The organism is Pseudomonas mosselii (genome assembly GCF_005796105.1).
GTDB classification, from domain to species: Bacteria; Pseudomonadota; Gammaproteobacteria; order Pseudomonadales; family Pseudomonadaceae; genus Aquipseudomonas; species Aquipseudomonas mosselii_C.
The window spans coordinates 296,355-322,997 of the sequence record NZ_VAUO01000002.1; the positions used below are offsets into that span (position 1 = coordinate 296,355).

Annotated in this window: 22 protein-coding genes and 1 tRNA gene; 4 read left to right on the plus strand and 19 right to left on the minus strand. The window is 61.6% G+C overall.

Going from position 1 to position 26,643, the window contains the following annotated elements:
• Window positions 1-160 precede the first annotated feature (160 nt).
• The 4 genes from FEM01_RS06295 (at window position 161) to FEM01_RS06310 (ending at window position 9,191) form a co-directional block, all read left to right on the plus strand.
• Window positions 161-4,684, plus strand: coding sequence for a calcium-binding protein (locus FEM01_RS06295; RefSeq protein WP_171030915.1), 4,524 nt, complete (start codon window positions 161-163; stop codon window positions 4,682-4,684).
• Window positions 4,685-4,829: 145 nt separating this feature from the next.
• Window positions 4,830-6,554 carry a type I secretion system permease/ATPase gene (locus tag FEM01_RS06300; protein ID WP_138218435.1) on the plus strand — a complete coding sequence of 575 codons (1,725 nt, stop codon included), beginning with the start codon at window positions 4,830-4,832 and terminating at the stop codon, window positions 6,552-6,554.
• Window positions 6,551-7,882 carry an HlyD family type I secretion periplasmic adaptor subunit gene (locus FEM01_RS06305; protein ID WP_138218436.1) on the plus strand — a complete coding sequence of 444 codons (1,332 nt, stop codon included), beginning with the start codon at window positions 6,551-6,553 and terminating at the stop codon, window positions 7,880-7,882. Before FEM01_RS06300 ends, FEM01_RS06305 begins: the two co-directional genes overlap by 4 nt.
• A gap of 1 nt (window position 7,883) precedes the next feature.
• Complete coding sequence (locus FEM01_RS06310; RefSeq protein WP_138218437.1) at window positions 7,884-9,191, plus strand: TolC family protein; 1,308 nt, start codon at window positions 7,884-7,886, stop codon at window positions 9,189-9,191.
• A 60-nt stretch (window positions 9,192-9,251) separates the two neighbouring features.
• Here FEM01_RS06310 and FEM01_RS06315 read toward each other — a convergent pair whose 3' ends face one another.
• The 19 genes from FEM01_RS06315 to ruvA form a co-directional block, all read right to left on the minus strand.
• On the minus strand, window positions 9,252-10,922 hold the full coding sequence (locus FEM01_RS06315) for a calcium-binding protein (RefSeq protein WP_138218438.1): 1,671 nt from the start codon (window positions 10,920-10,922) through the stop codon (window positions 9,252-9,254).
• 286 nt (window positions 10,923-11,208) lie between these two features.
• Window positions 11,209-12,459 (minus strand): efflux RND transporter periplasmic adaptor subunit, encoded by a 1,251-nt coding sequence (locus FEM01_RS06320; protein WP_138218439.1) that lies wholly within the window; start codon window positions 12,457-12,459, stop codon window positions 11,209-11,211.
• Window positions 12,452-13,930: a TolC family protein gene (locus FEM01_RS06325; RefSeq protein WP_138218440.1), complete on the minus strand. Its 1,479-nt coding sequence runs from the start codon at window positions 13,928-13,930 to the stop codon at window positions 12,452-12,454. The genes FEM01_RS06320 and FEM01_RS06325 overlap by 8 nt, the downstream gene beginning before the upstream one ends.
• The gene (locus FEM01_RS06330; RefSeq protein ID WP_138218441.1) at window positions 13,923-15,137 is read right to left on the minus strand and encodes an ABC transporter permease; all 1,215 of its coding nucleotides are present in this window, start codon (window positions 15,135-15,137) and stop codon (window positions 13,923-13,925) included. Before FEM01_RS06330 ends, FEM01_RS06325 begins: the two co-directional genes overlap by 8 nt.
• On the minus strand, window positions 15,130-15,831 hold the full coding sequence (locus tag FEM01_RS06335) for an ABC transporter ATP-binding protein (RefSeq protein ID WP_138218442.1): 702 nt from the start codon (window positions 15,829-15,831) through the stop codon (window positions 15,130-15,132). Before FEM01_RS06335 ends, FEM01_RS06330 begins: the two co-directional genes overlap by 8 nt.
• A gap of 72 nt (window positions 15,832-15,903) precedes the next feature.
• Window positions 15,904-16,674 carry a hypothetical protein gene (locus FEM01_RS06340; protein ID WP_138218443.1) on the minus strand — a complete coding sequence of 257 codons (771 nt, stop codon included), beginning with the start codon at window positions 16,672-16,674 and terminating at the stop codon, window positions 15,904-15,906.
• A gap of 93 nt (window positions 16,675-16,767) precedes the next feature.
• Window positions 16,768-17,232: a hypothetical protein gene (locus tag FEM01_RS06345; protein WP_138218444.1), complete on the minus strand. Its 465-nt coding sequence runs from the start codon at window positions 17,230-17,232 to the stop codon at window positions 16,768-16,770.
• Window positions 17,233-17,770: 538 nt separating this feature from the next.
• Window positions 17,771-17,846, minus strand: a tRNA-Lys gene (locus FEM01_RS06350).
• Window positions 17,847-17,906: 60 nt separating this feature from the next.
• On the minus strand, window positions 17,907-18,581 hold the full coding sequence (queC, locus tag FEM01_RS06355) for a 7-cyano-7-deazaguanine synthase QueC (protein ID WP_138218445.1): 675 nt from the start codon (window positions 18,579-18,581) through the stop codon (window positions 17,907-17,909).
• Between the two features lie 12 nt (window positions 18,582-18,593).
• Window positions 18,594-19,241 carry a 7-carboxy-7-deazaguanine synthase QueE gene (gene queE / locus FEM01_RS06360; protein WP_138218446.1) on the minus strand — a complete coding sequence of 216 codons (648 nt, stop codon included), beginning with the start codon at window positions 19,239-19,241 and terminating at the stop codon, window positions 18,594-18,596.
• Window positions 19,242-19,401: 160 nt separating this feature from the next.
• The gene (gene ybgF, locus FEM01_RS06365) at window positions 19,402-20,211 is read right to left on the minus strand and encodes a tol-pal system protein YbgF (protein WP_138218447.1); all 810 of its coding nucleotides are present in this window, start codon (window positions 20,209-20,211) and stop codon (window positions 19,402-19,404) included.
• A gap of 6 nt (window positions 20,212-20,217) precedes the next feature.
• Window positions 20,218-20,715 carry a peptidoglycan-associated lipoprotein Pal gene (gene pal / locus FEM01_RS06370; RefSeq protein ID WP_023381906.1) on the minus strand — a complete coding sequence of 166 codons (498 nt, stop codon included), beginning with the start codon at window positions 20,713-20,715 and terminating at the stop codon, window positions 20,218-20,220.
• Between the two features lie 53 nt (window positions 20,716-20,768).
• On the minus strand, window positions 20,769-22,019 hold the full coding sequence (tolB, locus tag FEM01_RS06375) for a Tol-Pal system beta propeller repeat protein TolB (RefSeq protein ID WP_240791739.1): 1,251 nt from the start codon (window positions 22,017-22,019) through the stop codon (window positions 20,769-20,771).
• Between the two features lie 47 nt (window positions 22,020-22,066).
• The gene (gene tolA, locus FEM01_RS06380; RefSeq protein WP_138218449.1) at window positions 22,067-23,143 is read right to left on the minus strand and encodes a cell envelope integrity protein TolA; all 1,077 of its coding nucleotides are present in this window, start codon (window positions 23,141-23,143) and stop codon (window positions 22,067-22,069) included.
• On the minus strand, window positions 23,143-23,595 hold the full coding sequence (gene tolR, locus FEM01_RS06385; RefSeq protein WP_039603824.1) for a protein TolR: 453 nt from the start codon (window positions 23,593-23,595) through the stop codon (window positions 23,143-23,145). The genes tolA and tolR overlap by 1 nt, the downstream gene beginning before the upstream one ends.
• Before the next feature lie 14 nt (window positions 23,596-23,609).
• Complete coding sequence (tolQ, locus tag FEM01_RS06390) at window positions 23,610-24,305, minus strand: protein TolQ (RefSeq protein WP_011535156.1); 696 nt, start codon at window positions 24,303-24,305, stop codon at window positions 23,610-23,612.
• 2 nt (window positions 24,306-24,307) lie between these two features.
• Entirely contained in the window at window positions 24,308-24,760 is a 453-nt protein-coding gene (gene ybgC, locus FEM01_RS06395; protein WP_138218450.1) for a tol-pal system-associated acyl-CoA thioesterase, read from the minus strand.
• Window positions 24,761-24,885: 125 nt separating this feature from the next.
• Window positions 24,886-25,932: a Holliday junction branch migration DNA helicase RuvB gene (gene ruvB / locus FEM01_RS06400; protein ID WP_138218451.1), complete on the minus strand. Its 1,047-nt coding sequence runs from the start codon at window positions 25,930-25,932 to the stop codon at window positions 24,886-24,888.
• On the minus strand, window positions 25,929-26,546 hold the full coding sequence (gene ruvA / locus FEM01_RS06405; protein WP_138218452.1) for a Holliday junction branch migration protein RuvA: 618 nt from the start codon (window positions 26,544-26,546) through the stop codon (window positions 25,929-25,931). Before ruvA ends, ruvB begins: the two co-directional genes overlap by 4 nt.
• Window positions 26,547-26,643: the final 97 nt, after the last annotated feature.

The following is a 26,643-nucleotide window of genomic DNA, read 5'->3' on the forward strand; positions in this document are numbered from 1 at the left end:
AAACGTCAAAGGCCCTACTTCGAAGCTCCGCGCTCTATTACCCCGCCTAACAAGCTGGCAGAATGCCACATCTTTAGATGGCCTCACTTTGCCACCACTGCCGAACACGCCCACTACGCCCCGGCATGAATGCCAGGGCCCATCCTGCAAGGAAATGGACATGAGCACCTTGGATCAAAACACTGACGTCCTGGCATCAGGCAATGTCGACGGGCCTGGTATGACCGCGCTCTCCGACAACGGCTACGTGCTGGTGTGGAGCGCCGACAGCGCCACCTTCGAGGGTGTCGTGGTAGCCCGCTACAACGCCGATGGCACACTGCTGCAACGCACTGACATCGCCAGCGATGACGTAGACGATCCATCGGTCACTGCACTGCCCAACGGCCAGTTCATCCTGGCATGGACATCGGAGAACGATGACACCGATACAGGCTATGTCTATACGCAATTGTTCGGTGCCTCGGGCAGCAAGATCGGCTCGCCGGTGCTGGTCGCCAGTGCTCAATACGAGTTGGAAGACGCCAAGGTCCATGTGCTGAGCGACACCCGCTATATCGTCACCTGGGGCGAAACCCACTCGACAGGTGGCGAACTCGACCCCTCCACCGCCGACATCAAGGCCGTGGTTTACACCAACGGCCAGCCAGGCAGCGTACAAACCCTGCTGACAGGCGACCTCAACGCAGGTGAGGCCGATGACGTGGCGATCTTTAGCAGCAGCGGCAATCTGTGGCTCACCTATTCGCTGCAGAAGACCACCTACGTCGACGGCAGTGTCCAGTCCAGCAGCTCGACATTGAGCATCGCCCAGATCACCAGCACCGGTACGGCGATTCCAGGTACCACCCAGGAGCTTGCGCAGGTCACTTCCAACTACGTCAATGCCAACGCCGCGTATTTCAACGTGGTCCAGACCAACACCGGCTTCCTGGTGACCTGGGTCGACGACAGTCAGGCCGGCCTCAGCCGGGTGATCCACACCCAGCAGTACGATCAGCAGTTCCAGGCCCTAGGCGAGGCGAGCGAAGTGGCCGCTGCCGGCTCGGTGAACGGTGCCAGTGCCCAGGCGCTGCCTGATGGCGGCTACCTGCTGGCCTGGAACATCTATGACCCGAATGGCGCCGGTGTCTACGTGCAGCGCTTCAATGCCGATGGTAGCGCCGCCGACCAAACCCCGATCCTGGTCGGTACCACCGAGAGCGGTGTCATCCTGTGGGATGCGCCAAGCGTGACCGTGCTCGGCAATGGCAGCCTGGTGGTCAGCTGGAACACCTCGGACTTCAGCAACAGCAACGAAGACGGTGGCAGCACTGTGTTGCACATCCAGCAGGTCAGCGCCGCCGGCGAGCTGTTCGGTAGCGTGGATCCTGGGACCCCGTCGGAGACCGACAGCGGCTCCGAAAGCGTGCTCGAAACCGCGCAGATCGATGGCAACCTGGCAGACTTCACCTTCGCTACCGACTCCTCCGGCAACCTCACCGTCAACGGCCAGCAGACCACCAGCCTGGCCGACATCGGTGCGGTTCAGTTCGACGATGCCATAGTCACCCTGCAGACCGGTCGCTTCGCCAACGAAAGCGGCAGCGTGGTGTCGATGGAGCCAGCCTCCACCGCCCTGAGCAATGGCGGCTACGTGATTGCCTGGCAACAAGGCGACAACATCCGCGTGCAGCAGTACGACCAAAGCCAGGACCTGGTTAGCGACACCGTACTGCCCGGTGTTACCGGCGCCAATCCGGTCGTCGCAGCAACCAACGACGGCGGCTATGTGGTCGGCTGGACCGCCACCCCTTACACCCAAGTCCTTCAGGCATACGACAAGAATGGCGTAGCTAGCGGCGTCCCGGTCACCGTCGAGACCCAGGATAACGACAACCCTAGCGTGAAGATCGAGGACGCATCGATCACCGTGTTGAAAAACGGTACTTGGGTGGTGACCTGGTCCGAAGAGATGCGCGACTACTGGATGGACCAGAACGGTAACCAGCACGTATCGGAGGGCGGCGAGCTGTTCATGCAGTTGATCAACCCGACTACTCACGCACTGATCGGCAAGCCGGTGAAAGTCGACAATACCGTCAAGGACAACGCGATCTACGCTGTCGAGCCAAGTGTCACCACCCTATCCAACGGCGGCTTCGTGGTGCTCTGGGAACGCGAGACCGATGCCACCGACAACGTCGATGTCTACATGCAGCTCTACAGCGCCGCAGGCAAGCCTGTCGGCGGCAACGTTCGGGTCAACAGCACCATTGCCGGCGAGCAGTATGGCGCTGAAGTCGCCGTGCTCGGCGACGGCAGCTATGTAGTGACTTGGACCAGCGTCCAGTATGACGCTAACGAGAACGCCACCAGCGCCGACGTATTCATGCAGCGCTACAGCGCGGCTGGTAAAGCCCTGGGTGGCGAGACCCAGGTCAACGTGACAAGCAGTGAGCCCCAAGGCGAACCTGCGATCACCGCCCTGCAAGGTGGCGGCTACGTGATCAGTTGGGCCACCTCCGACGAGGTTGCCTACGACGGTACCAACAACCTATACGCCCAAATCTACGATAAGAGCGGCAACAAGGTCGGCGCCCCACTGCACATCACCTCCGATGACAGCAACGACATGTTCCCGGTGATCGCCGCCACCGATGACGGTGGGTTCATCATCACCTGGGAAGTGTTGTCACCGCAGGTCAACGGCCAGAACGCCACGGGCGACATCTACAGCCAGCGCTTCGACGCCAACGGCAACGCCAATCAGCTGATCGGTGACACCGGCGATAACACCCTGGTCTGGACTGGTGCAGGCGGCGTGATCCTGAGCGGCGAAGAAGGTAACGACACACTGGTCGGCGGCGCGGCCAACGACACACTGATCGGCGGTGCCGGCGACGACATCCTCGATGGCGGCCTGGGTGCGGACGTATTGGTAGGCGGCAAAGGCAACGACACCTACATCGTCGATAACGCCAATGACCAAGTGATCGAGAACGCCGATGAAGGCATCGACACCGTGCGCTCTGCGGTTACCTGGACCTTGGGTGCGAACCTCGAGAACCTGACCCTGACCGGTAGCGCCGCGATCAACGGCACCGGCAATGCTGGTGACAACGTACTGATCGGCAACAGCGCCGCCAACATCCTCAGCGGTGGTGCAGGCAACGACACCCTCGATGGCGGCGATGGCGTCGATGTCCTCGATGGTGGCCTCGGCGACGATACCTACGTCGTCGACCTGGTGGTCGAAGGCACCGGCAGCAGCGCTACGCTGAAGCTGCAAGACACCATCATCGAGAAAGCCAAGCAAGGCACCGATACCCTGCAACTACGCATGGACGACGATGCCGTTCGGGCTTTCGCCGGGACCGCCTCGATCACCCTCGACGCAAATCTGGAAAACCTCGACGCCAGCGGCACCGGCGCGCTGAACCTGACCCTGGTGGGCAACAAGTCCAGCAATACGCTGACCGGCAACTCCGGTGACAACATCCTTGACGGCAAGAACGGCGGCGACCGCCTGGTCGGCGGCGATGGCGACGACACCTACTACATCTACAGCGACAAGGACGTGGTGGTGGAACTCAATGGCGAAGCAGGCGGCATTGATACCGTGCGCGTGGTTTCCTACCTCAAGAACAGCTACACGCTGGCCAACAACGTCGAAAACGCCATCGTCGATTCCAAAGCCGCCTTCACCCTGATCGGCAATACGCAGGCCAACACCCTGACCGGTAACGCCGCCGCCAACGTCCTCGATGGCGGTGCAGGTGCCGACACCCTGATCGGCGGCAAGGGCAACGATACCTACATCGTCGATAACATTGACGATGTAGTGGTCGAGTTTGCCAACGAAGGTATCGACACGGTCAAAGCGTCGGTCGACTACACCCTGGGCGACAACCTGGAAAACCTCGTGCTGCTCGACGGCGCAGTCAATGGGACTGGCAACGATCTGAAGAACAGCATCACCGGCAACAATGCGGACAACGTGCTCGACGGCGGCAAGGGTGTCGATACCCTCACCGGTGGCAAGGGCAACGACACCTACATCGTCGATTTGCTGATCAAAGGCACTGGGGCAAAAGCCAGCGTAGTTCTCGAAGACAAGATCGTCGAGAAGCCCGGCGAAGGCACCGACACCCTGCAACTGCGCGCCGATGCCGACGCCTTCAACGGCTTCCAGGGCAGCGCTTCGATCACCCTGGGCGCCAACCTGGAAAACCTCGACGCTCGTCAGCTCGGCAACCTGTCGATTAACCTTACCGGCAACGCTGCCGATAACGAGATCTGGGGCAGCGATGGCAATGGCGTAATCAATGGCGGCGCCGGTAACGACATCCTGCACGCCGGCGACGGCGGCAGCGTGTTGATTGGTGGCCTCGGGGCAGATGTCATGTACGGTGGTGCCGGCCAGGATACCTTCAAGTTCACCAACCTGAAGGAACTGGGCCTGGGCGACAAGCAGGACGTGATCCACGACTTCGGCAGCGGTGACACACTCGACTTCTCGGCGCTCAAGGGCTACACGTTCGTGGGCACCGACAATTTCAGCGGCGCCAAGCAACTGCGCTACGAGGTCAACGACGACGGCATCACCGTGTACGGCAACAGCAACGCCAACACCGCGCCGGACTTCTCGATCAAGATCGTGGGTGTCATCGATCACCTGCAAGCCGACCAGTTGTCGCTGTAAACTGCCCTCCACGCCCCGGGTGTACCGGGGCGGCATCGCCAATGCCCATGACTGCCGACCGCTCGATGATACGACCGGCAGCCATGGGCATTGGCACGTTTAACGACGACCGGGCTGTGGTGCCCGGTTCTTCAGGCAGGCAAACATGGCAACACCTACACGAACGGAACTCGAACAAGCGCTTGCCACCTGCAAGGACAGCTTCCTATCGGTCGGTTTCTTCAGTTTCTTCGTCAACCTGCTGATGCTGGTCCCCTCTTTCTACATGCTGCAGGTCTATGACCGTGCGGTGGGCAGCGCCAGCGAATCGACGCTGCTGATGCTGACCCTGATCATGCTGCTGCTGATGAGCACCCTCGGTGCCCTGGAATGGGTACGCTCGCGCATCATGGTGCGCATCAGTACGCGCCTGGAAACCCTGCTGGGCAAGCGTCTGTTCGACGCAAGCTTTCGCCAGGCCCTGGACAGCGGTGGCATGAATGCCTCGGCGCAGCCCTTGAGCGACCTGAGCAGCCTGCGCCAGTTCCTCACCGGCAATGGCCTGTTCGCCTTCTTCGACACCCCATGGATCCCCATCTACCTGGCGGTGATGTTCATGTTCCACCCTTGGTACGGCTGGATGGGCGTGATCAGCGCGCTGCTGCTGGGCCTGCTGGCCTGGCTCAACGAACGCATGACCAAAGCGCCGCTGCACAACGCCAACCGCGAGCACATGGCCGCGACCGCCTTCACCAACAAGAGCCTGCGCAACGCCGAAGTGGTGGAGTCGATGGGCATGCTGAGCGATCTGCGCCAGCGCTGGAGCGCGCGGGTGCACAAGGTACTGAGCCTGCAGAGCGTGGCCAGTGATCGCGCCGGCGCCATCAGTTCGGTGTCGCGCACCTTCCGCCAGATCGTACAGTCGCTGGTGCTGGGCCTGGGCGCCTACCTGACCATCAAGCACGAGATCAGCTCGGGCCTGATGATCGCAGGCTCGATCCTGCTGGGCCGCGCACTGGCGCCGATCGACCAGTTGATCGGGGTCTGGAAAGGCTTCGTCGGCGCCCGTGGGCAGTACGCCCGCCTGCACGAATTGCTGGAGAAAATCGCCGCAGAGCCTGCGCGCATGTCGCTGCCAGCCCCACAAGGGGCGATCAGCGTCGAAGGGCTGTCGGTGGGCGCTCCCGGCACCCGCACGCCACTGGTACGCAACCTGAGCTTCAAGGTCGCAGCGGGCGAAACCGTCGGCATCATCGGCCCCAGCGGCGCCGGCAAGTCGACCCTGGCCCGCGCCTTGCTGGGCATCTGGCCGAGCCTGGCGGGTACGGTGCGCCTGGACGGCGCCGATATCAGCCAGTGGCGCCGCGACGAACTCGGCCCCTTCCTGGGTTACCTGCCCCAGGACATCGAGTTGTTCGAAGGCACCATCAGCGAGAACATCGCCCGCTTTGCCCAGGTGGACGCCGCAGCCGTGGTGGCTGCCGCGCGCATGGCCGGGGTGCACGAGATGATCCTGCAACTGCCGCAAGGCTACGACACGCTGATCGGGGCCAATGGTGGCGGTCTTTCCGGCGGGCAACGCCAGCGCGTGGGACTGGCCCGCGCGCTCTACCGGGCACCGCGCCTGGTGGTGCTTGACGAGCCCAACTCCAACCTCGACGAAACCGGCGAGCGACTGCTGGCCGAAGCCCTGCTCAAGCTCAAGCAGAGCGGCGCCACCGTGTTCGTCATCACCCACCGTTCCGGTGTATTGGCCGCCGTCGATCGCCTGCTGGTCCTCAACCAGGGCGAATTGAGCCTGTATGGACCCCGCGACAAGGTGCTGGCCCATCTGCAAAACGCTGCAAACCCGTCTGCGCCCGCCGCGCAGGCTACCGGTACTCCGACATGAACCTGACTCTGCAAACCCCAGGCACGCCAGCCCAGGCCGACGCGCCACTGCCTGTCGATGACCGCCCGACCCGGCGTATCGGCTACCTGATCGTACTGGTGACCTTCGGCCTATTCGGCGGCTGGGCCGCCCTCGCCCCCCTCGACAGCGCAGCGCTCGCACCCGGCGTGGTCACCGTCAAGAGCTACCGTAAGACCGTGCAACACCTGGAAGGCGGCATCGTGCGCGAGCTGCGCGTGCATGACGGCGACCAAGTCAAAGCCGGCGACGTGCTGCTGGTGCTGGACAACACCCAGGCCCGCGCCGACGCCGAAATGATCCGCAGCCAGCTGATTGCCGCGCAAGCGCTGGAAGAACGCCTGGTAGCCGAGCGTGATGGCCTGACCGCCCCGGCACCGCAGGCGCGCCTGAACGCCGACGACCCGCGCGTGCGTGAGGCCCGGGAAAGCGAGGCGCGAATCTTCCAGGCCCGGCGCGCCGCCCTGCTCGGTGAAATCAGCCTGCAAGAGAAGACCATCCAGCAAATCCGCGTACAGATCGCAGGCAACAAGGCCATCCGCGCCGAAAAGGAACGCCTGATCCCAGGCTACGACAGCGAGATCGCCAGCCTCGATGACCTGCTCAAGCAAGGCTATGTCGACAGCCAGCGCCTGCAAGAACGCCAACGCGACCTGGGCAACATGAAGGCACAACTGGCCGAACTGCGCTCGGACGCCGCCCGCGCCGAACAACAGATCGCCGAGGCCCAATTGAAGATCCTGCAACTGAACAAGACCTTCGCCAGTGAAGTGGCCGCGCAGTTGGGCGAGACCCGCAACAAGGTCTACGACCTGAGCGAGCGCCTAAGTGCCGTGCAGGACCGCGACCAGCGCACCGAGGTGCAGGCCCCGGAGGCCGGAATGGTCATGGGCATGACCGTGCATACCTTGGGCGGGGTCATCAGTCCGGGGACGCCGCTGATGGACATCGTGCCGGCCAACGAAGAGCTGATCGTCGAAGCGCAGATCTCGCCCATGGACATCGACCGCATCAGCGTCGGGAGCCTGGCCAACATCCGCTTCAGCGCGTTCAAGAGCAGTACCACACCGGTGATCGAAGGCCGTCTGGTACAGGTCTCAGCCGACCGCCTGGTGAACAAGGACAACGGCGCGCCCTACTACCTGGCGCGTGTCGCAGTGACCGACAACGGCCGCAAAGCCCTTGGCCACTTGGCACTACTGCCCGGCATGCCTGCCGAGGTGCTGATCAACACCGGCGCACGCACGCTGCTGCAATACCTGGTCCAGCCGGCCAGCAACGCGTTCGCCCGCTCGCTGATCGAGGACTGACATGCGGTATCTGATCACCCTCTGCCTGATGGGCGTGCCCAGCATGCTTCTGGCAAGCCCCGCGGCCGTCGATCTGTGGCAGTTGCAACAGGAGGCCGCCAGCGCCGACCCTAGGGTCCTACATGCCGAGGCGGTCATGCGCAGTGGCGAAGGCCGCGAGCGTGAAGCGCTTGGCCAGTTGCTGCCGCAAATCAGTGCCAGCGCGAGCGTCAACCGCAGCCGCCGCGACGACGACCTGAGCCGTACGGAGTACAACGGCAAACGCGTGGCCATGAGCGTCACCCAGGCGATCTACGACCCGCAGGTATGGCGCAGCTACCAAAAATTCCGGCAACTGACCCGCCAACGCAACTTCGAGGCCGAGGACACGCGTATCCAGGCGAGTATCGATCTGGCCGAACGCTACTTCGCCGCGCTCGCCGCCGAAGACGAACTGGAACTGGTGCGCGCAGAACTCGATGCCACCCAGAGGGACAGCAAGCGCCTGTACGCCCTGCTCGATCACCACATGGCCACGATGCAGGACGCCCAGGCAATGCAGGCCCGCGCCGACAACCTGGTAGCCGACGAGATCGAAGCGGCCAACCGCGTGGCCGTGGCCCGCGAGGCGATTTCGGAACTGGTCGGGCGCGACGTGCAAGAGCCGCTCAAACGTATCGCCAAGCACGCCAGCTACACCCTGCCGGCGCAATCGCAGGCTTACTGGGAGCAGGCGGCATTACAGGAAAACCCCGGCATCAAGGCACGCGAACGCAGCTTGGCGGCGGCCCAGGTCGCCATTGCCGAAGCCAAGGCCGGCCACTTGCCGCGGCTCGGAGTGAGCCTGACGGCGCTGCGCAGCGACATCGGCTATGAAGGCACCCTCACGCCCCGCTCGGACAACTACGTCGCCTCTGTGGACATGCAGATGCCGTTGTACAGCGGTGGCTCCACCAGTGCCCGAGTGGCCAGCTCGATGGGCGACCGCGACGCCGCCGAGCAGGAACTCGAAGCCCTGCGCCGGCAGGTCAAGCGCGAAACCGCTACTGCCTACCTGACCATGAACGCCGAGCTACAGCGCATCAAGGCATCAAGGGTCGCGGTGGCCTCGACCGCCGCAGCGACGCAGTCGTCCAAGGAAGTGTTCAAACGCGGCATCACCACCAGCACCGACGTGCTGTACAACATCCGCGAAGAATTCCGCGCCCGCCGAGACCTGCAACAGGCCCAGTACCGCTTCATCACCAGCCTGCTGACCCTGCACCGCTGGCGTGGGCAACTGACCGACAACGACATCCGCCGGGCCAATGACTGGCTGGTGGAGCCTTGAGGCGACCAGGTTGAGATCGCAGGTCAAGCTGATATTCAGCCCAAGGGCAGGGCTTTAACATCAGGGCAGCGTCAAGAAGTCAGCTTGGGTCAGGCTCTTGACGCCAGTCAGAACGATCTGGAAGTCCGCCTCGGCGTTGTTGTCCAGGGTGCCGTGGAGCACACCGTCCACTAGCTTGACCTGGAAGGCGCTACTGAACGCAGTATCCCGTTCGATCAGGTGGAAGTCGCCAATGCGGCTGAGGTCGATAAGGTCCTGGCCGGACTTGAAGTCGGTGATGGTGTCGCGGGTGTCAGTGGTATTACCCAGTTGATCGACTTGGTCGAAGCGAAACACATCCTTGCCCGCACCACCGGTAAAGACATTCTGCGCACTGTTACCCACCAGTACGTTGTCCAGCGCATTGCCCTTAAGGTTGAGCCGTACCCCGGCAGCAGTATCGCTGACATCGAGGTTTTCCAGGTTAGCGCCCAGGACGATGGTCTTGCTGGCGAGCCCAGCCGTACCGCCGCGCACCAGCACGCTGTCGATACCCTCGCCAGCGCGCTCGATGATCTGGTCTTGCAGCGTGTTGCCGGCAGTCAAGTCGACCAGGTACGTATCGTTACCGGCACCGCCACGCAGCGAGTCGACGCCATCGCCGCCATCGAGCCGGTTATCGCCGCTGTTGCCAATGATGAGGTTCTTGAGCGCGTTACCGGTGCCATCGATGGATGCGCTACCGAGCAACGTGAGGTTCTCGAGGTTAGCGCCCAGCACGTAGCTGACATGGGCCTGGACCAGATCGATGCCTTCATTGAGTTGCTCCACGACGGTATCGCCGGCTCCGACGATGTAGGTGTCGTTGTCTTTGCCACCGACGAGCTGGTTGGCCGCAGTGTTCTGCGAGCCATCGAGCACGTTGGCTTTGTCGTTGCCGGTGCCACTGATCGCCGCGCTTCCGGTAAGCACCAGGTTTTCGAGACTGGCACCCAGCACGTAGCTGATCGACGATTCGACAGTATCGATGCCGGCGGTATCGATGATGATGTCCCCGGCATTGTCGACCACGTAGGTGTCGTTACCGGCACCGCCCTCCATGGTATCGGCACCCAAGCCGCCGTCGAGGCGGTTGGCAGCCGCGTTGCCGATCAAGTGGTTGCTATCGACATTGCCGACCAGGTCGAAGGCGACCTTGTTCACCAGCCGTGCGTTCTCAAGGTTCGCCCCCAGGGTGTACGAACCGCCCTTCTGGGCGATCGCCACATTGACGGTGTCCGTGCCTTCACCGGCCAGCTCATGGATCTGGTCACCGACGTTGTCCACCACGTAGGTGTCATTGCCGGTGCCGCCGATCATGATGTCGGCACCGCCGCGCCCGTCGATCAGGTCATCGCCGGCGAAGCCCATCAACGTGTCGTTACTGGCACTGCCACGAATGGTGTCATTGCCGTCGAGCACGTAGGCGTAGGTCTCCAGGGTATCACCCTCGGTGATTGCGAATTCGGCCAGGGCCGCCAAGTCCTTGTTCATGCCGGTGACCGAATACACCGTGGCGCCATTCAGGCGGAACGTGCTGGAGGTGACCACACCGCTGGCATAGTCGCCGAAGTACGTGAAGCGGCCGCCAAAGGACTGGGTATGAACGCCATCGCTGATGACCATCGAGCTGCTGGTCGCCCGGGTGACATCCCACTCCCAGTCTTGGGGGTCGAGAAAGCTGAAGGTGCGCGAGAGGGTGATGGTCGCCATGTCGGTTCACTCATTCCGTTGAATAGGGGTCGGTCCAGACCGATGAGCGAGCAGACTAGAGCATCCTGCGCCGGTGTGAAACAGCTTGGGAATGGAAAACCGCGCAAACGAAAAAGCCCGCCATCAAGACGTAATACTTTCACTTAGGGCTGCTTCTCAGCCCTTTCGCGGCCGGGGCGTCGGACCGGCCGGAAAGGGCCGCAAAGCGGCTCCGACGATCTTGAATGAACAGCACTCACGAAGCTGACGGTCCGCACCCACAACGACTGAGGACAGTCCTCATGGTTTACGAACGCGGCACCTCTACAAACCCAGCACCAAGTCCCTGCACTACAACCCCTTCGGGCACCACACCAAGCGTCGTCACCGTAATGCGCTCGACCTCAGCTTGAGGCGTTGCTCGATACACCAGATAACGCCCTCCCCGCTCATCATCGCGTAGTGCTTGCGGCGGTAAGGCGATAGCCTGTTCATTGCGTTGCAGAATGATAGAAAGACGTGCGCTCATACCGGCCCGCATAGGTTGCTGCAACGGCTGTGCGGGAGGGTCGATCTTGACCTTTACCTCATACTGCGCACCAGCACCTTGGGTTTCAGTCGTTTCGCTCTGGATACCAAGGGCGCTGATGTTTCCACTCAGTTCACCGGAGAACCCGTCACCGCTAATTTGCACCGCCATGCCTTCGTGCAGTAGGTGCAAGTCAGTCTCTTCTACCCGAGTCAGGGCTTGGAAACGCTCCTGGCCAATCACTCCGATCAGCGGTGTCCCTTGAGTGACTGCGATACCTGATTGCAATGGCACGGGCTTGCCGCCGTCCTGAAGCCTGGGCCGCACGACATGGCCAGCCAGTGGTGCGAAAATTTCACGGCGGGCATACAGCGCTTCGAGTGCCTGGTGACGTGCCTCGGCGTTGGCCAGTTCCATCGCAGCGATGCTGCGCTCTTCACCCAGGCCGTAGGCAAGCGTGGTGGCCAACTCTTGACTGGCGGCGGCCAAGTCCTGGCGCTGCGTATCGACTTGCTGCGCCAGGCTCTGAACTTCCATGCGCGCCACAATGCCGCGCTCGAACAGCGCCTGGGTGTCGCGCAGGTTGCCTTCGCTACTGGCAAGGGTCTGCCTGGCCGTGGCTACAGCACGCCGGGCGCGGGCCACTTCAGGGCTATCGCGCCAATGTTCCAAGCGTTGCGCTTCTCTACGAGCCTTGAGTAGTTCGACCTGAGCCTGGCGCTGTTGCACCTGTAGTTGTGCCGGGTTGAGGCTGATCAGCACCTGGCCTTTCTCGACGTACTGGCCTTCCTCTACACGCACTTCAGCGATCAAGCCGTCGAACGGTGCGGCAAGGGTGGTCTGCTCAACGGATTGCAGTCGCCCCACCAGTCCCAGGCGCTGCTCCAACAAACGCGGTGCTACCTGCACCCAATCCGAGCCTTGCACAGTGCTGCCCAGTTCATCCGCGTCACCAGAACAGCCGAGCAGGCTGGCAAGGGCCAATCCCAGCAGCATGCAGCGGCCGATGTTCGAAGAAAACCTAGTCATTCAATACAATGTCCCAGCTGTCCAATGTGGTTCCCAGGGTCTGGTCCAGATCCGCCTGGGCATTCAAGTAGCTGATGAGCGCTCCCAGTCGAGCGCTCTGCACATTGCGCAAGTCGTTCTCGAAACTGAGCACCTGAAAGTTGCTGGAGCGCCCGACGCTAAGCTTTTCACGTTCAACCGTAAGCTTGCGTTGCGACAGCTCCTGCGCACGCAGGGCAATCTGGTATTGCCGCCACCGCACGCCGATGTCGCGCACAGCGTTGGTTACTTCCCGCTGTAGCTGCTGGCGCGCTTCCTGTATACGAACTTCCTGGGTTTCCACGCCAACGCGGGCGTGCACTTCGGCTTGCCGGGTGCTCAGGTCGCCAATGGGAATTTCGACTTGCACACCCACGTAGTTCTCCCAGCTACTTACCCCGCCGCTGACGCTGTTACGCTCGCGGACCTGCGCGCCGCCACCAACCAGTGAAACGTCCCACAGGCGCTCGTTGCGCGCGACAGTCAGGTTGACCGCAGCTTGTTGGCCAGCGATCAATTCAATGAGGTAGGTCGGTTGTAGAGCTTGTGCTTGTTCAAGGGCCTGGGAAATGTCGACGTCGATGGCGTTCGCCTGGGTGCTCTCGGTGGCGACGATCGGTGTGTCCAAGTCAAGCGCCAGCATCTGCAACAGGGCAAGACGCGCGGTTTGCTGCTGGTTGCGGGCTTCTTCCAGCCCGAGTTCCTGACTGGCGACTTCGGCCTCGGTCTGGACGATTTCGAAAGCTGCCATGCGCCCAGACGCGATCATCGCCTGGTTCACTTCGAGCAACTGACGAGCACGCTCTAATGCATCGCGGGCTATCTGCAGTTTCTCCTGGGCCTGCAGGAGTGCGTGATAGCCACTGATGATCTGAGTGATGGTCTGCGCCACGGTGTCCTTCAAGACCAGACGGTTGACCTGCTCGCCTAGACGCGCCAGTTGCACCGGGGCAGTGGCAACATCTCGACCTGCGCCGCGCAGCAAAGGCTGGATGACGGTGATGTTGGCTCCGTCGTTGCGGGTCAGCCCAGCTAGGTCGGCGGCGGTGTGGCGGTAGGTCCAGCCTAGGCTCAGACGAGTGCCGTAGGGGGTAAGCATCGTTGCACTGGGCGTGATATCGCCCTGACGATAACGATCGGCCTGGTTATGGTTGGACAGGTAGTTGCTGCGGATGAGCAGCTTGGGAGTGAAACGATCCTCGGCCACGCGCAGGTCGAACTTCTGAGCAATTCGATCCAGATAAACACTACGGATGCTGCGATTGTCGCGCAGGCCGAGGTAGATGGCGTCGCTGAGGCTCAGGTCGATGCGCTGCGCGCTCAAGGAAAGGCTGGATGCGTCTGCGGAAAGGGCCCCAACACGCGGCGCACCGACAGACGCAAGCGCCACGGCCGTCAGTGCCGGTACAGCGCCCCCTATCACTAGGAGCAAGGCCAAGCAGCGTTTAATCATCCCGCAGCGCCTGTACCGGTTGCAGACGAGCGGCCGACAGCGCTGGGCTCAAGCCGAAGAACAGCCCTGTAAGCACCGCGCCGCCGATGCCCAAAGGCAAAGACTGCGGCGCAAGGCTGAATTCGGCCCAGCCCGACACCAGGTTGAACAACCAGGCCGCCGCCACGCCCAACAAGGCACCGACTGCGGCGCCAGCCCCCGCCAGCAGCACCGCTTCAAGCAAAAATAGCCAGGCAATGTCCTGAGGACGTGCGCCCAGTGCAAGGCGCACGCCGATCTCTCGGCGGCGTTCGGCAACGTTCATCAGCATTACGTTCATGACCCCCACACCGCCTACTAGCAAGGCGATGCCGCCCAGACCGGCCAAAAGCCAGGCGAACAACTGCGACTGCTGGGCGATGCCCGCGAGCAGTTGGTAGGGAGCCTGGACCTCGATCGTGCGACCGGGGAAGCTACTCTGCAATTGCACCTTCAGGCGAGGAGCGAGAACCAGTGAGTCAGCACCGTCCACGACCCGTGCCAGAACGGTACCGATCTGCGGCGAGCTGACCAACCGCCGTACGCTTTCGAGCGGAACCAGCAGGCTGTCGTCGATCGAGAGTGGCAACAGAGGATTCTCTCCTACACTTTGCAGCGCACCGATCACTCGAAAAACGTAGCCTGCCACCTGGAGCTGTGCGCCAGGTGTAACCGGCATCCCCTCGGCAGCCAGATTGGCGGCAAGGCGCGCGCCCAACACAGCGTGTGTGCTTCGGCTATCGTAGTGGCTGATGAAACGCCCCTCTGCGATCCTCAGATCAAGCACCTCTGTCAGTTCCGGACCGACTCCAGCGAGCAACGCATCGCTTGTTCGTCCGTGCAAACTGATGCGCACCGATGTAAGGCTCAACGGGCTGACCGCGCGCAGCACCGACTCGGCTGCATGCACGGCACGGCTGTCGAAACGATCTGCGGTCAGTCCCGACAGATCGACGCCGGCAGGCAAATGCACATCGGCAACCAGCAGATCGCTGCCCATGCCCTTGAACACCGCCATCGCCTGGCGCTGGGCGTTGTGCCCAATGTTCAACAGCGCGACCACCGCTGCGCAGCCAACGGCGATCCCAAGCAGCGCCAGCACTGCACGACGCCCCAGGCGTTGCAGGCTATCGAACGGTTCTGCGAGGCGCTGCGTCAGGGAGGGGCCGTAGACGAGTCTGCTAGGCATGCCTGAGTTCCCGAACGCCCCCTTCGCAAACCTGCAAGCAGCGTTGCAGGCGGCGGGCAATCCCTTGGTCATGAGTGACGATGACCAGCGTAACGCCCTGGTCACGGTTGAGGGCCAGCAGCAGCGCGAGGATGTCCTGCGCGGTCTGACTATCGAGGTTTCCGGTGGGCTCATCGGCAAGCAGCAGCTTCGGCTCGCCGACCAGAGCACGGGCAATCGCTACCCGCTGGCGTTGCCCCCCAGAAAGCTCTGAAGGGCGATGATGCAGGCGCTCGCCCAGACCGACCCGCAGCAATTCCTGGCGCGCTGCCACACGGGCCGAAGAACGCGACACACCGCGGTACAAGAGCGGCAAGGCGACGTTATCGAGAGCATCCAGGCGCGGCAGTAAGTTGAAACTCTGGAAAACGAAGCCGATGTGCTGGTTGCGCATCCTGGCGCGCATCTCGGCCGATGCCCGGGTCATGTCGCGACCGGCAAGGTAGAGTTGCCCGCTGGTGGGCTGATCGAGCAGGCCGATCAGGCTTAGCAAGGTGCTCTTGCCTGACCCCGAGGTCCCCACGATAGCGCAGCTCTGGCCTACCTCCACCGACAGCGAAACGTCGCGCAGCACAGGATGCCCGGCGCTGTCGGTGTCATAGGCGTGGCTCACGCCGTGCAGGCGAATCAACGCTGAGTTGGTTAAATCAGGCATCCGCTGCCCACAATCCTTTGTCGGGCTGTCCAAGCGCGCCCCTCAAGGCGGAGGGCGCTTGGCTGAAGAGGTTCAGGCGTCTTTTGTCGCCGTCTTATCGCTACGCTCGAGCCGTTGCGCCAACACCAGGTCGAGCAGCGACTGCAATTGGTCCTTGCTGCTCGATTGCTGTTTTTCGGCGTAATCGATGAGCTTGTTCAAATCCTGCTCGTATTCATCAGGAAGCTGGGCTTCCAGGATCGGCGGCAGCGCTTTGTAGTAATCCAACACGCCCTGGATGGTCTCGGGCGACATGTGGCCGTCACGGTTGTATTCGTCCATCAGTTTCTGCGACACAGCTCTTGACCAGGCCTCTTCCTGAGCACCGGTCTCCAGGAGTGCTGCTCGCCGCTCGTTGGTGGTGAAGGCACCACTGTCGTCATACACAATCAACGACAGTTGTTCCATCGACAGACCCGTGAACGGATTGCTCCCCTTGTTGTTGAGGAACGAGGTCGCCTGCTGGGCCTGCTCGAGGCGTTGCGGGTTGTCCGAAGCAGGGATCTGCGCATCTCGGGCCGTTTTGGATTGCTCGAAGGCCGGGCTGTGAATTGCACGCGTCACCTGCTCGGCGATAGCTTTCAGGCCACTGCGGTCGGTGCTGGCGTCGCGCTTTGCGGCGCGGGCTGCCGCGTCACTGAGCAACTGTGCCAGGGGCGAGATGTTGGCGCTATCGGCAGTACCAGCTGTCTTTGCCGACGCAGCAACGTTCTTGCTGACGAGCCCTTCGTCCTGTATCGCAGTACTCTGCGACACGCTGGTTGGCTTGGCCTGTGACGCCGACAGGTTGTTGACAACATCCATGATCGTCTCCGTATCTCTCTTGGCAGCAGAAACGCTGCGTCTACTTAGGACCAAGTTGCCCCGCCCTAACGGCGGAGCAACCTATTCAACCACTTACTTGATGGTGAACTCGACGTTCCACGAGTAGTTCGACAAGTTGGCCGAAGTGATGGTTGCATTACAGCTGGCACCGCCGCTGGCAGTGGCGTCCTTGGTCCATTTCGGGATGTAGGTGATGGTGCCGCCCAGGCCACCCGGCGCGATGGTTTTGACGAACGCGGTACGGAACACACAGGTCTTGCCGCCGATCGCGTAGCGCACAAAAGCGTTGGTCAAATCCGGGCTCAGGGGACCGGTCACGACGAAGGTAAAGGCCTGATTCGGCGCGATCGAGTCCTTGGGCTTAGGCGTTGCGCTAGAGTTGGTCAGCGCTTCGTTATTGCCGATTACCGAGTACTTGGCATCGGCCGTACCCAGGTTCTTGACGGTGATTTGCACGGGCGGGCCTGCGTATGCTGCACCGGCAGCGAACAGGGAGGTGACGGCCAGGGCCGCGAAGATCCGTTTCTTCAATTGCATTGCATATTTTCCATGTGTTGACATTTTCGTATGTCGCACGACGAACAGAAGTCCGTCTTGCCCGGCCTGCAGCGATACCGCAGCTGCATATCCTTTCCGGTCACTTTGCATCGGCACTTTCCGTGGATTAGCTCGACTTGCGCAAAGCCCAGCTAAATAAATCCTTCCAATTGAGATGGTTAGCGGCACTAGGGGTGAAAACTTTAGCGCTAAATGGCATTTTGCCATGAGTACAGGACAGCAGCCCTGTTGGCTACGTGAAGTGGCCGGTCTCACCTACGCACGATAGAGGGCCATGGCATCGAGTACGGCGTCTTTGGCTGTGCGGGATTTTGGATCTATTCGGCGAGCGCGCCAAAAGAGCAGGGATAAAGTCTTTGAGTTTTTTTGACCCAGACACGAAAAAGCCCACCATTAAAGGCGGGCTTTTCGATATAAGCATCACGTTGAAGCGAGCTTAAGATTCGCTTCATACAGCTGCGAGACTAGAAACTGGCTAAAAGCCTCCTTCCTAGTACATCACGAACCGCTGTGAAAATGGTGGGTCGTGTAGGATTCGAACCTACGACCAATTGGTTAAAAGCCAACTGCTCTACCAACTGAGCTAACGACCCGTTGGATGGCGCGTATATTACTGATTTCTCAGAGGAAATCAACACCCCATCAGAATTTTTTCAGGCGTAGCGGGTGGGGTCCGCGACCCCGGCCGCCTTGAAGCCTTCGGCGCGCAGGCGGCAGCTGTCGCACTTGCCGCAGGCGCGGCCGTCATCGTCGGCCTGGTAGCACGAGACCGTCAGGCTGTAGTCCACGCCACGGGCCACACCGGCCTGGACGATCTGCGCCTTGCTCAGGTTTTGCAGCGGCGCCTGGATACGGAAGCCCTGCCCCTCCACACCCGCCTTGGTGGCCAGGTTGGCCATGCGCTCGAAGGCCTCGACGAACTCGGGACGGCAGTCCGGGTAGCCGGAATAGTCGACCGCGTTCACGCCGATGAAGATATCGCGGGCCTGGAGCACCTCGGCCCAACCCAGGGCCAGGGACAGGAACACGGTGTTGCGCGCCGGCACATAAGTGACCGGGATACCTTCACCCGGGGTTTCCGGCACATCGATGCTGGTGTCGGTCAGCGCCGAACCACCGATACCGTCCAGGTTCAGGCCGATCACCTTATGCTCCACCACACCCAGATCCCGGGCCACACGGGCTGCGGCGTCAAGCTCGGCGCGGTGGCGCTGGCCGTAGTCGAAACTCATGGTGTAGCAGGTGTAGCCCTCGGCCTTGGCCATGGCCACTACGGTGGCCGAATCCAGTCCACCAGACAGCAGAATTACCGCACGTTTGTCAGTCATGTGTTTTCCTCATCAGCGTCCAGGTTCGTCGTTCCACAGCAGCTTGTGCAACTGCAACTGGAACCGCACAGGCAGATTGTCGGCAACGATCCAGTCGGCCAGGTCGGATGCGCTCACCTGATGGTGGCTGGGCGAGAACAACACCTCGCCAGCGCGCTCGGACAGGTTGTACTGGATCAGCTTGGAAACCGCCCAGTCATAGTCTTCGCGCGAACAAATGACGAACTTGACCTGGTCGTTGCGCGTCAGCAGCTCGATATTTTCGTAGCGGTTGCGGTGCGACTCTTGCGAGCCTGGGGTCTTGAGATCCACCACGCGACTGACCCGCGTATCGGTGCCGGCGATATCCAGTGCACCGCTGGTTTCCAGCGATACTTCGTAACCGGCATCGCACAGGCGCTTGAGCAGCGGCAAGGCGTTGGGCTGTGCCAAGGGTTCGCCGCCAGTCACGCAGACATAGCGCGGCTTGAAACCAGCCACCTGCTCCAGGATCGAATCGAGGGTGCGCAGGGTGCCACCGGTGAAGGCGTAGGCACTGTCGCAGTACTGACAGCGCAGAGGGCAACCGGTCAGGCGCACGAATACCGTGGGCAGCCCAGCCGTTCGTGTTTCACCCTGCAACGAGTAAAAGACTTCGGTGATGCGTAATGTGTCTTGCATGGTCGCCACGGGCGTGACAGCTAAACAGGCTGTCCGCCTCCGTCAGGCACTGTAGCGGACTCGACATGGCGTTATCCGCAGCAGCGTGTTTACGAAAAAAGGGCAGAGATTCTAACGAAAAAACCCGCGACAAGTGCGGGTTTCTTCATGAAGGTGCAGTTCAGAGCTTTTGCAGGTCGCGCTGGGCCAGTTGCGCGGCGGAAGTGCCGGGATACTGGGTAACGACTTGCTGCAAGATGCCCTTGACCTTGTCGGTGTGGCCAAGGCGACGCTCGACGTCGGCCAGCTTGTACAGCGAATCCGGCACCTTGCTGTGCTGCGGGTATAACTGGCTGACCTTGGCGAAAGCCTGGCCGGCGCCTTGCAGGTCGCCCTTGGCCAAGTTCACCTCGCCAAGCCAGTACTGGGCATTGCCGGCATACTGGCTGTTGGGGTACTTGCGCAGGAAGGCATTGAACGCCTGGCTGGCTTTGTCGAAGTCTTTTTGCCTGATCAGGTCGAAAGCGGCGTCGTAATACAACTTTTCTTTCGCCGGATCGCCCGGCTCGCTATTGGCGGCCGGTGGCTGCGCGGCGTTGGCGCCGGCAGCGGCACCCGTGGCTGTGTTGTTCGCGCCACCGGTGGAAGAATTTTCAGGCGCTGCTGGTGCAGGTGTCCCGGTACCGATACGGCGATCCAGGTCCTGATAGCGCTCGAGGTTTTCCTGCTTCATGCGCGACACATCGTTCTGCAGCTCTTCGATGATGCCTTGCTGGCGGGAAATCTGGTCCTGCATCTGTTGCAGCTGCATGAACAGCTGGCCGTTTGCAGAAGCAGGGGCCGAAGCCCCTACTCCGGCAGAGGCGCCGCTCGTGCCATAACCCGCTGGTGGATAACCACCGGCGTTGTCATCTACTACGGGAACCGCAGCCCACGCTGAAAGCGGCAGGCTGAGTGCGAGGACGGTTACAGCACGACGGCACATACGCATGAGAACTTACTTACGCAGTTCTACGCGACGGTTCTGAGCCCAGGACTGCTCGTCGTTGCCGGTAGCAACTGGACGCTCTTCGCCGTAGGAAACCAGTTCCAGCTGAGCAGGGGAAACGCCCTGCAGAACCAGGTAGCGTTGAACAGCCTTGGCACGACGCTCACCCAGAGCCATGTTGTACTCGCGGGTGCCGCGCTCGTCGGTGTTGCCTTCCAGGACAACACGGTTGCCGTTGGCTTTCAGGTCCTTGGCGTGAACGTCCAGGGCGCGCATGGCTTCTGGCTTCAGATCCGAGCTGTCGTATTCGAAGTAGAAGGTGGTGATTGCGCGCAGGGCGGCTTCTTCGCTCAGGGAGCCGTCGACAGCGCCAGTGTTGGCACCGTAGCCAGCGTTCGGGTCAACAGCGCCTTCACCAGCGTTGTCACCGCCTTTCGAGGAGCAACCTACAGCTACGGCCATGGCCAGAGCCAGCGCAGCGAATTTACCAAACTTCAGCATTTCCATCGTGAAACTCCTAATGAAACCCCAGTGTGTTAAGCAAAAATGTTACGCCGCAATCAGTTCAGGTAAGGGGACCAGGACGGTTCTCTGACTTCGCCTTGAGCGGTAGGAAGTGGGAGCCTCACACGGCCGTTAAGCGACACGAGCATCAAGACTCCCCGGCCCTGCTGGCGGGTGGCGTAGATTAGCATGGTGCCGTTTGGCGCAACAGTGGGAGACTCATCAAGACTGGTCTCGGAGAGAATCTTTACACTTCCGCGTTGCAAATCCTGAGCAGCCACCTTGAAGTTGGTGAACCCTTGTTGGCGATGGATCATCACCAGGGTCTTTTCATCTGCCGACAGTTTCGGGTTGGCGTTGTAGTTGCCCACGAAAGTTACGCGCTCGGCGCCGCCACCACTGACCGACTGTTTATAGATCTGCGGTTTGCCACCACGGTCGGAAGTGAAGTAGAGCGTGTTGCCATCCTTGCCCCAGAACGGCTCGGTATTGATACCGGGGCCGGCGGTGACACGGCTGATCTGGCGCGAGGCAACGTTCATCACGTAGATGTCCGGGTTGCCGTCCTTCGACAGCACGAACGCCAGGCGAGAACCGTCTGGCGACCAGGCTGGCGCGCCGTTCAGGCCTTCGAAGTTGGTGATCTGCTCGCGGCGACCGGTATCGATGTGCTGGACGAAGATGCGCGGACGCTTCTGTTCGAACGACACATAGGCGATGCGCTTGCCATCCGGTGCGAAACGCGGCGAGAGGATCGGCTCGCGCGATTGCAGCAGGGTCACCGCGCGGGCGCCGTCGTAGTCCGAACGCTGCAGGGTGTAGCGGGTGTTGGTGGCCGAGAAACGCTCAGCGGTCACGTACAGCATGCGCGTGGAGAACGCACCCTTGATACCGGTGAGCTTCTCGAACGACTGGTCGGCGATGTAGTGGGACATGTCGCGCAATTGGTCGACGCCACCGGCCACGCTGCCGGTCAGCACTTGCTGCTCGGTGGCGACGTTGAACAGCGCGTAGCTCACCTGCAGGCGACCGCCAGCCGGCACGATGCTACCGACCATCACGTACTGGGCGCCCAGGGCTTTCCAGTCACGGAAGATCACTTCGCTGGCCTGGCTCGGCAGGCTGATCATGTTCTGCCGGGGGATCGGCGCGTAGTAACCGGAATTGCGCAGGTCATTGCCGATGATGTCGGCCATGTCTTCCGGCAGCACGCTGCCACCCTGCACAGCGAACGGCACTACCGCGATGGGCGTGGCCCGGTCGCTGCCGCTGGTGACCAGGATGTTCTTTTCTTCCGCCATGGCCATGCCTGCCACGCAGCAGAGCAAGACCAGGAGTCCTCTCAGACGTTTAATCACAACGCTAGATCCTCAGGTGTAAATGTCATCTTGAATGAACGATACGGATTGAATTCGTTCGGCTTCAAGCCCTGCATCTCGGTCAACCGACCAATGTTCTTCACCGCGGCCACGGCCGAGCTGTCGAACGGACCGTCACCGCTGGATTTGGCCACGCTCACGTTGGTGATCGTACCGTCCGGCAACATGTTGATCTGCAGAACTACCGTCATGCCCTTGCGCGCAGATGGCGGACGCGCCCAACCTTCAGCCGCGCGCATGCGGATCAGGTCGTCGAAGTCGCCGGCCACCTGGTCACCCTGCTCGTCGGCCAGCGCCTGCTGCCGCTCGGTGGTGTCGGACAACAGCTCGGCCAGGGCCTGGGCTTTCTTGTCTTCCGCCGCCTTACGGGCCGCTTCCTGTGCCTTTTTCTTCTGGGCGTCTGCAGCGGCCTTCTTCTTGGCCTCTTCAGCTGCCTTTTTCTTCGCATCCTCGGCCGCCGCTTTCTTCTTGGCGTCCTCGGCTGCTTTTTTCTTCGCGTCTTCGGCGGCTTTCTTCTTCGCCTCTTCCGCAGCTTGTTTCTTGGCTTCTTCCTCAGCCTGCTTCTTGGCCTCTTCCTCGGCCTTCTTCTTGGCGATGTCGGCCTGCTGTTTTTCAGCCGCCTTCTTCGCCTCTTCGGCTTTCTTGGCCTCAGCAGCTTTTTTCTGCTCGGCGGCCTTGGCCGCTTCTTCAGCTTTCTTCGCCTCGGCGGCCTCGCGAGCTTCTTCAGCCTTTTGAGCCGCGTCAGCTTTCTTTTGTTCCGCGGCCTTCACGGCCTCCTGCTCGACCTTCTTCTGCTCCAGCTGTTCAACCTCGGTCTGGCGCGAGGCGGTTTTCTTCGCTTCCCCGGCAATCTTCTGATTGGTCTGGGTGGTCGCCTGGCTCTTGGACTTGAGCTGATAAAGCGTAGCCTGAACGATAGGCTTGGACGGTGGCAGTTCCGGGGTCATGGCGAAACTGACGAACAGCAGGCCGAAGACCAGCACGTGCAGGCCAATGGCCCAGACACTGGGCCAGAAGTAGCTTTCCGAGGCGGATGGCTCTCGCTGTTGCATCAGGGCGCCTCAGTAATCAGGCCAACGTTACCGACACCGGCCTTCTGCAACCCGCCCATGGCGCCCATGACCGCACCGTAGTCGACCGCCTTGTCGCCACGAATGAAGACCTGGGTCTGTTTGCCCTGGTCGCGACCGGCGGCGATGATCTTGGTCACCGCCCCCGTCATTTCCGGCAAGGTCATGGCTTTGTCCATCTGCTTGTCGGTGTCGACTTCGCTACCGAGGTTCCAGTAGTAAGTCTTGTCGGCCTTGATCGAGATGGTCAGGATCTGCACGTTGTTATCCTGCGGCAGGGCTTCGCTGGAAACCTTGGGCAGGTCCACCTTCACGCCCTGATTGAGCATGGGGGCGGTCACCATGAAGATGACCAGCAGTACCAGCATCACGTCGATGTAAGGCACCACGTTCATCTCGGCGACCGGCTTGCGTTTGTGGCGAACTCGGGCCATGGGTTTCTACCTGATCACTCTTCGCTGGTGTGTACTTTGCGGTGCAGGATCGCCTGGAATTCGTCGGCGAAGGTGTAGTAGCGGCCGATCAGCACTTCACTGCGCGCCGCGAAGCGGTTGTAGGCAATGACCGCAGGAATCGCGGCGAACAGGCCGATCGCGGTGGCCACCAGGGCCTCGGCGATGCCAGGTGCCACGGTGGCAAGGGTCGCCTGCTGGGCACTGGCCAGGCCACGGAAGGAGTTCATGATGCCCCACACGGTCCCGAACAGGCCGATATACGGGCTGGTAGAACCGACGGTGGCCAGGAACGGCAGGCTCTGTTCGAGCTTCTCTTCCTCGCGCGAGATGGCCACGCGCATAGCACGACCGACGCCTTCCATCACCGCGTCAGGATCGACACCCGGCTGCTGGCGCAGGCGCGAAAACTCCTTGAAGCCGGCGCGGAACACCTGCTCGACGCCCGAATCCGGGTCCGGGTTACTGCCAGCCTGGCGGTACAACTTGGACAGGTCGATACCCGACCAGAAGCGCTCTTCGAAAGCGTCCAGCGCACGACGACCGGCACGCAGCATGGTGCTGCGCTGGAAGATCATGATCCACGATGTAACCGAGGCGGCCACCAGAGTCAGCATTACCAGCTGTACCACGACACTGGCATTGGCGACCAGGCTCCACATGGAGGTATGGTCGACGACGTTTGCTTCCACGCTTATTCTCCTGCGTTGGATTGAGTACCCGTGCCGTCCGCCAGGAAAGCGTCGCGCAGCGCTGGGGGAATGGCCCGGGGTTTGAAAGTGTCGGCACGCACGGCGGCCACCAGAAACTGCCCTTCGCAGAGCAGCGTTTCATCCTTTGTACGCCACACCTGCTGCACAAAGCGCAGGCTGGCGCGGTTCAACTCGATTACCTGGGCGGTGACCCGCAGCTCGTCGTCCAGCCGCGCCGGCGCGTGGTAACGCGCTTCGCTGGAATGGACCACGAACAGAAGATTGTCACCTGCCAGCTCCAACTGGGAGAACCCCAGGTGACGCAGGCGCTCGGTACGCGCACGCTCCATGAACTTGAGGTAGTTGACGTAGTACACCACCCCACCCGCGTCGGTATCCTCGTAATAGACGCGACAGCGGTGTGCGAACGGTTCCAGCCCATTTTGCGCGCGCATACTCTAGTGCTTACTCCTGAACTTGCCAATCCGCCCCAGCAACTGTTTTTGCAGTGACAATGTCGTATTGCCATTGCCTGGTCGGCATGCCCGGGGTAGGACCACGAAAAAGCCGATTCGATCTGTCATTCATCGTCCGCTGACGAATATTCGCCACCTTCGCAGAAACGGCCGGGAATGTTCAGGCCAAAGTGCAGGTAGGCGTGGCGGGTAACCACACGGCCTCGCGGGGTGCGCATGATGTAGCCCTGCTGGATCAGGTAGGGTTCGAGCACATCCTCGATCGTATGACGCTCCTCGCCGATCGCTGCCGCCAGGTTGTCGAGCCCCACCGGTCCGCCGTCGAATTTCTCGATCATGGTCAGCAGCAGACGACGGTCGGAGTGGTCGAAGCCACGTTCATCGACATCCAGCAGGTTCAGCGCCATGTCCGCCACCGCCTTGGTGATCTCGCCCTTGCCACGTACCTCGGCGTAGTCACGCACCCGCCGCAGCAGGCGATTGGCGATCCGCGGCGTGCCCCGCGCGCGGCGCGCGATCTCGAAAGCGCCCTTGTCGTCCATTGGCAGCCCGAGGATGTTCGCCGAACGACTGACGATGGTCGCCAGGTCCCGGTCGCTATAGAACTCAAGGCGCTGGACGATACCGAAACGGTCGCGCAACGGATTGGTCAGCATGCCGGCACGGGTCGTTGCGCCCACTAGGGTAAATGGCGGCAGGTCGAGCTTGATCGACCGGGCTGCCGGGCCTTCACCGATCATGATGTCGAGCTGGAAATCTTCCATGGCCGGATACAACACTTCTTCGACCACCGGCGAAAGCCTGTGAATTTCGTCGATGAACAGCACATCATGGGGTTCGAGGTTGGTCAGCATCGCGGCAAGATCGCCGGGACGCTCAAGGATCGGCCCGGAGGTGCTCTTGACCGACACGCCCATCTCGTGCGCGATGATGTTGGCCAGGGTGGTCTTGCCAAGGCCTGGCGGCCCGAATATCAAGGTGTGGTCGAGGGACTCGCTGCGCCCGCGCGCCGCCTGGATGAACAGCGACATCTGCTCGCGCACCACCGGCTGGCCGATGTACTCGTCCAGGCTCAGCGGACGGATCGCGCGGTCCTGGACCTCTTCGCGGTCGCGCCCGCTGGCGGCGATCAGGCGGTCGGTCTCGATCACTTGGTAATCATCCCTTTGAGGCTACGACGGATCAGCTCTTCACTGCTCATGCCGGCCTTGTCCTTGATTGCCGAAATGGCCTTGCTCGCCTCCTGCGGCTTGTAGCCCAGGGACACCAACGCGCTGACCGCATCGGCTTCGGCCGTGGACTCGCTGGCGACCGGCAGCGGGCCGTCGGAAACCAAGGTGAACATAGCAGGCGAGGTTTCCCAGGCCTTGAAACGGTCCTTGAGTTCGACCAACAGGCGCTCAGCAGTCTTCTTGCCGACACCGGGCACGCGCACCAGGGCCGAAGCGTCCTGAGCCTGCACGCAACGCACCAGCTCATCGACCTCAAGACCAGACATCAGCGCCAGCGCCAACTTAGGCCCCACGCCATTGAGCCGGATCAGCTCACGGAACAGTTCGCGCTCGCGCTTTTCGGCGAAACCGTAGAGCAGATGGGCGTCCTCGCGCACGACCAGGTGCGTGTGCAGGGTGACGGCCTCACCGACCTTGGGCAGTCGATACAGCGTGGTCATCGGCACCTCAAGCTCATAGCCCAAGCCGCCCACGTCGATAATCAGGTGCGGCGGCTGTTTTTCCGCCAGGGTGCCGCGCAAACGTCCAATCACGTTCCGATCCTTCCTATGGGGCGCCGGTCGAAAACCGGTCCACCCTATCAGCAAATGCGCCGGGTGAATGGTTCCCCCGGACAAAATGTGTATCAGC

What these genes read in the sequence shown, in the direction of transcription:
- FEM01_RS06330 (WP_138218441.1), bottom strand. Translation starts at nt 15,137, where the DNA reads ATGCCTAGCAGACTCGTCTACGGCCCCTCCCTGACGCAGCGCCTCGCA.
- queE (WP_138218446.1), bottom strand. Translation starts at nt 19,241, where the DNA reads ATGCAAGACACATTACGCATCACCGAAGTCTTTTACTCGTTGCAGGGT.
- ybgF (WP_138218447.1), bottom strand. Translation starts at nt 20,211, where the DNA reads ATGCGTATGTGCCGTCGTGCTGTAACCGTCCTCGCACTCAGCCTGCCG.
- pal (WP_023381906.1), bottom strand. Translation starts at nt 20,715, where the DNA reads ATGGAAATGCTGAAGTTTGGTAAATTCGCTGCGCTGGCTCTGGCCATG.
- ybgC (WP_138218450.1), bottom strand. Translation starts at nt 24,760, where the DNA reads ATGCGCGCGCAAAATGGGCTGGAACCGTTCGCACACCGCTGTCGCGTC.
- tolB (WP_240791739.1), bottom strand. Translation starts at nt 22,019, where the DNA reads ATGGCCATGGCGGAAGAAAAGAACATCCTGGTCACCAGCGGCAGCGAC.
- FEM01_RS06295 (WP_171030915.1), top strand. Translation starts at nt 161, where the DNA reads ATGAGCACCTTGGATCAAAACACTGACGTCCTGGCATCAGGCAATGTC.
- FEM01_RS06320 (WP_138218439.1), bottom strand. Translation starts at nt 12,459, where the DNA reads ATGACTAGGTTTTCTTCGAACATCGGCCGCTGCATGCTGCTGGGATTG.
- queC (WP_138218445.1), bottom strand. Translation starts at nt 18,581, where the DNA reads ATGACTGACAAACGTGCGGTAATTCTGCTGTCTGGTGGACTGGATTCG.
- tolA (WP_138218449.1), bottom strand. Translation starts at nt 23,143, where the DNA reads ATGCAACAGCGAGAGCCATCCGCCTCGGAAAGCTACTTCTGGCCCAGT.
- FEM01_RS06335 (WP_138218442.1), bottom strand. Translation starts at nt 15,831, where the DNA reads ATGCCTGATTTAACCAACTCAGCGTTGATTCGCCTGCACGGCGTGAGC.
- FEM01_RS06315 (WP_138218438.1), bottom strand. Translation starts at nt 10,922, where the DNA reads ATGGCGACCATCACCCTCTCGCGCACCTTCAGCTTTCTCGACCCCCAA.
- FEM01_RS06325 (WP_138218440.1), bottom strand. Translation starts at nt 13,930, where the DNA reads ATGATTAAACGCTGCTTGGCCTTGCTCCTAGTGATAGGGGGCGCTGTA.
- FEM01_RS06345 (WP_138218444.1), bottom strand. Translation starts at nt 17,232, where the DNA reads ATGCAATTGAAGAAACGGATCTTCGCGGCCCTGGCCGTCACCTCCCTG.
- FEM01_RS06305 (WP_138218436.1), top strand. Translation starts at nt 6,551, where the DNA reads ATGAACCTGACTCTGCAAACCCCAGGCACGCCAGCCCAGGCCGACGCG.
- FEM01_RS06300 (WP_138218435.1), top strand. Translation starts at nt 4,830, where the DNA reads ATGGCAACACCTACACGAACGGAACTCGAACAAGCGCTTGCCACCTGC.
- FEM01_RS06310 (WP_138218437.1), top strand. Translation starts at nt 7,884, where the DNA reads ATGCGGTATCTGATCACCCTCTGCCTGATGGGCGTGCCCAGCATGCTT.
- FEM01_RS06340 (WP_138218443.1), bottom strand. Translation starts at nt 16,674, where the DNA reads ATGGATGTTGTCAACAACCTGTCGGCGTCACAGGCCAAGCCAACCAGC.
- tolR (WP_039603824.1), bottom strand. Translation starts at nt 23,595, where the DNA reads ATGGCCCGAGTTCGCCACAAACGCAAGCCGGTCGCCGAGATGAACGTG.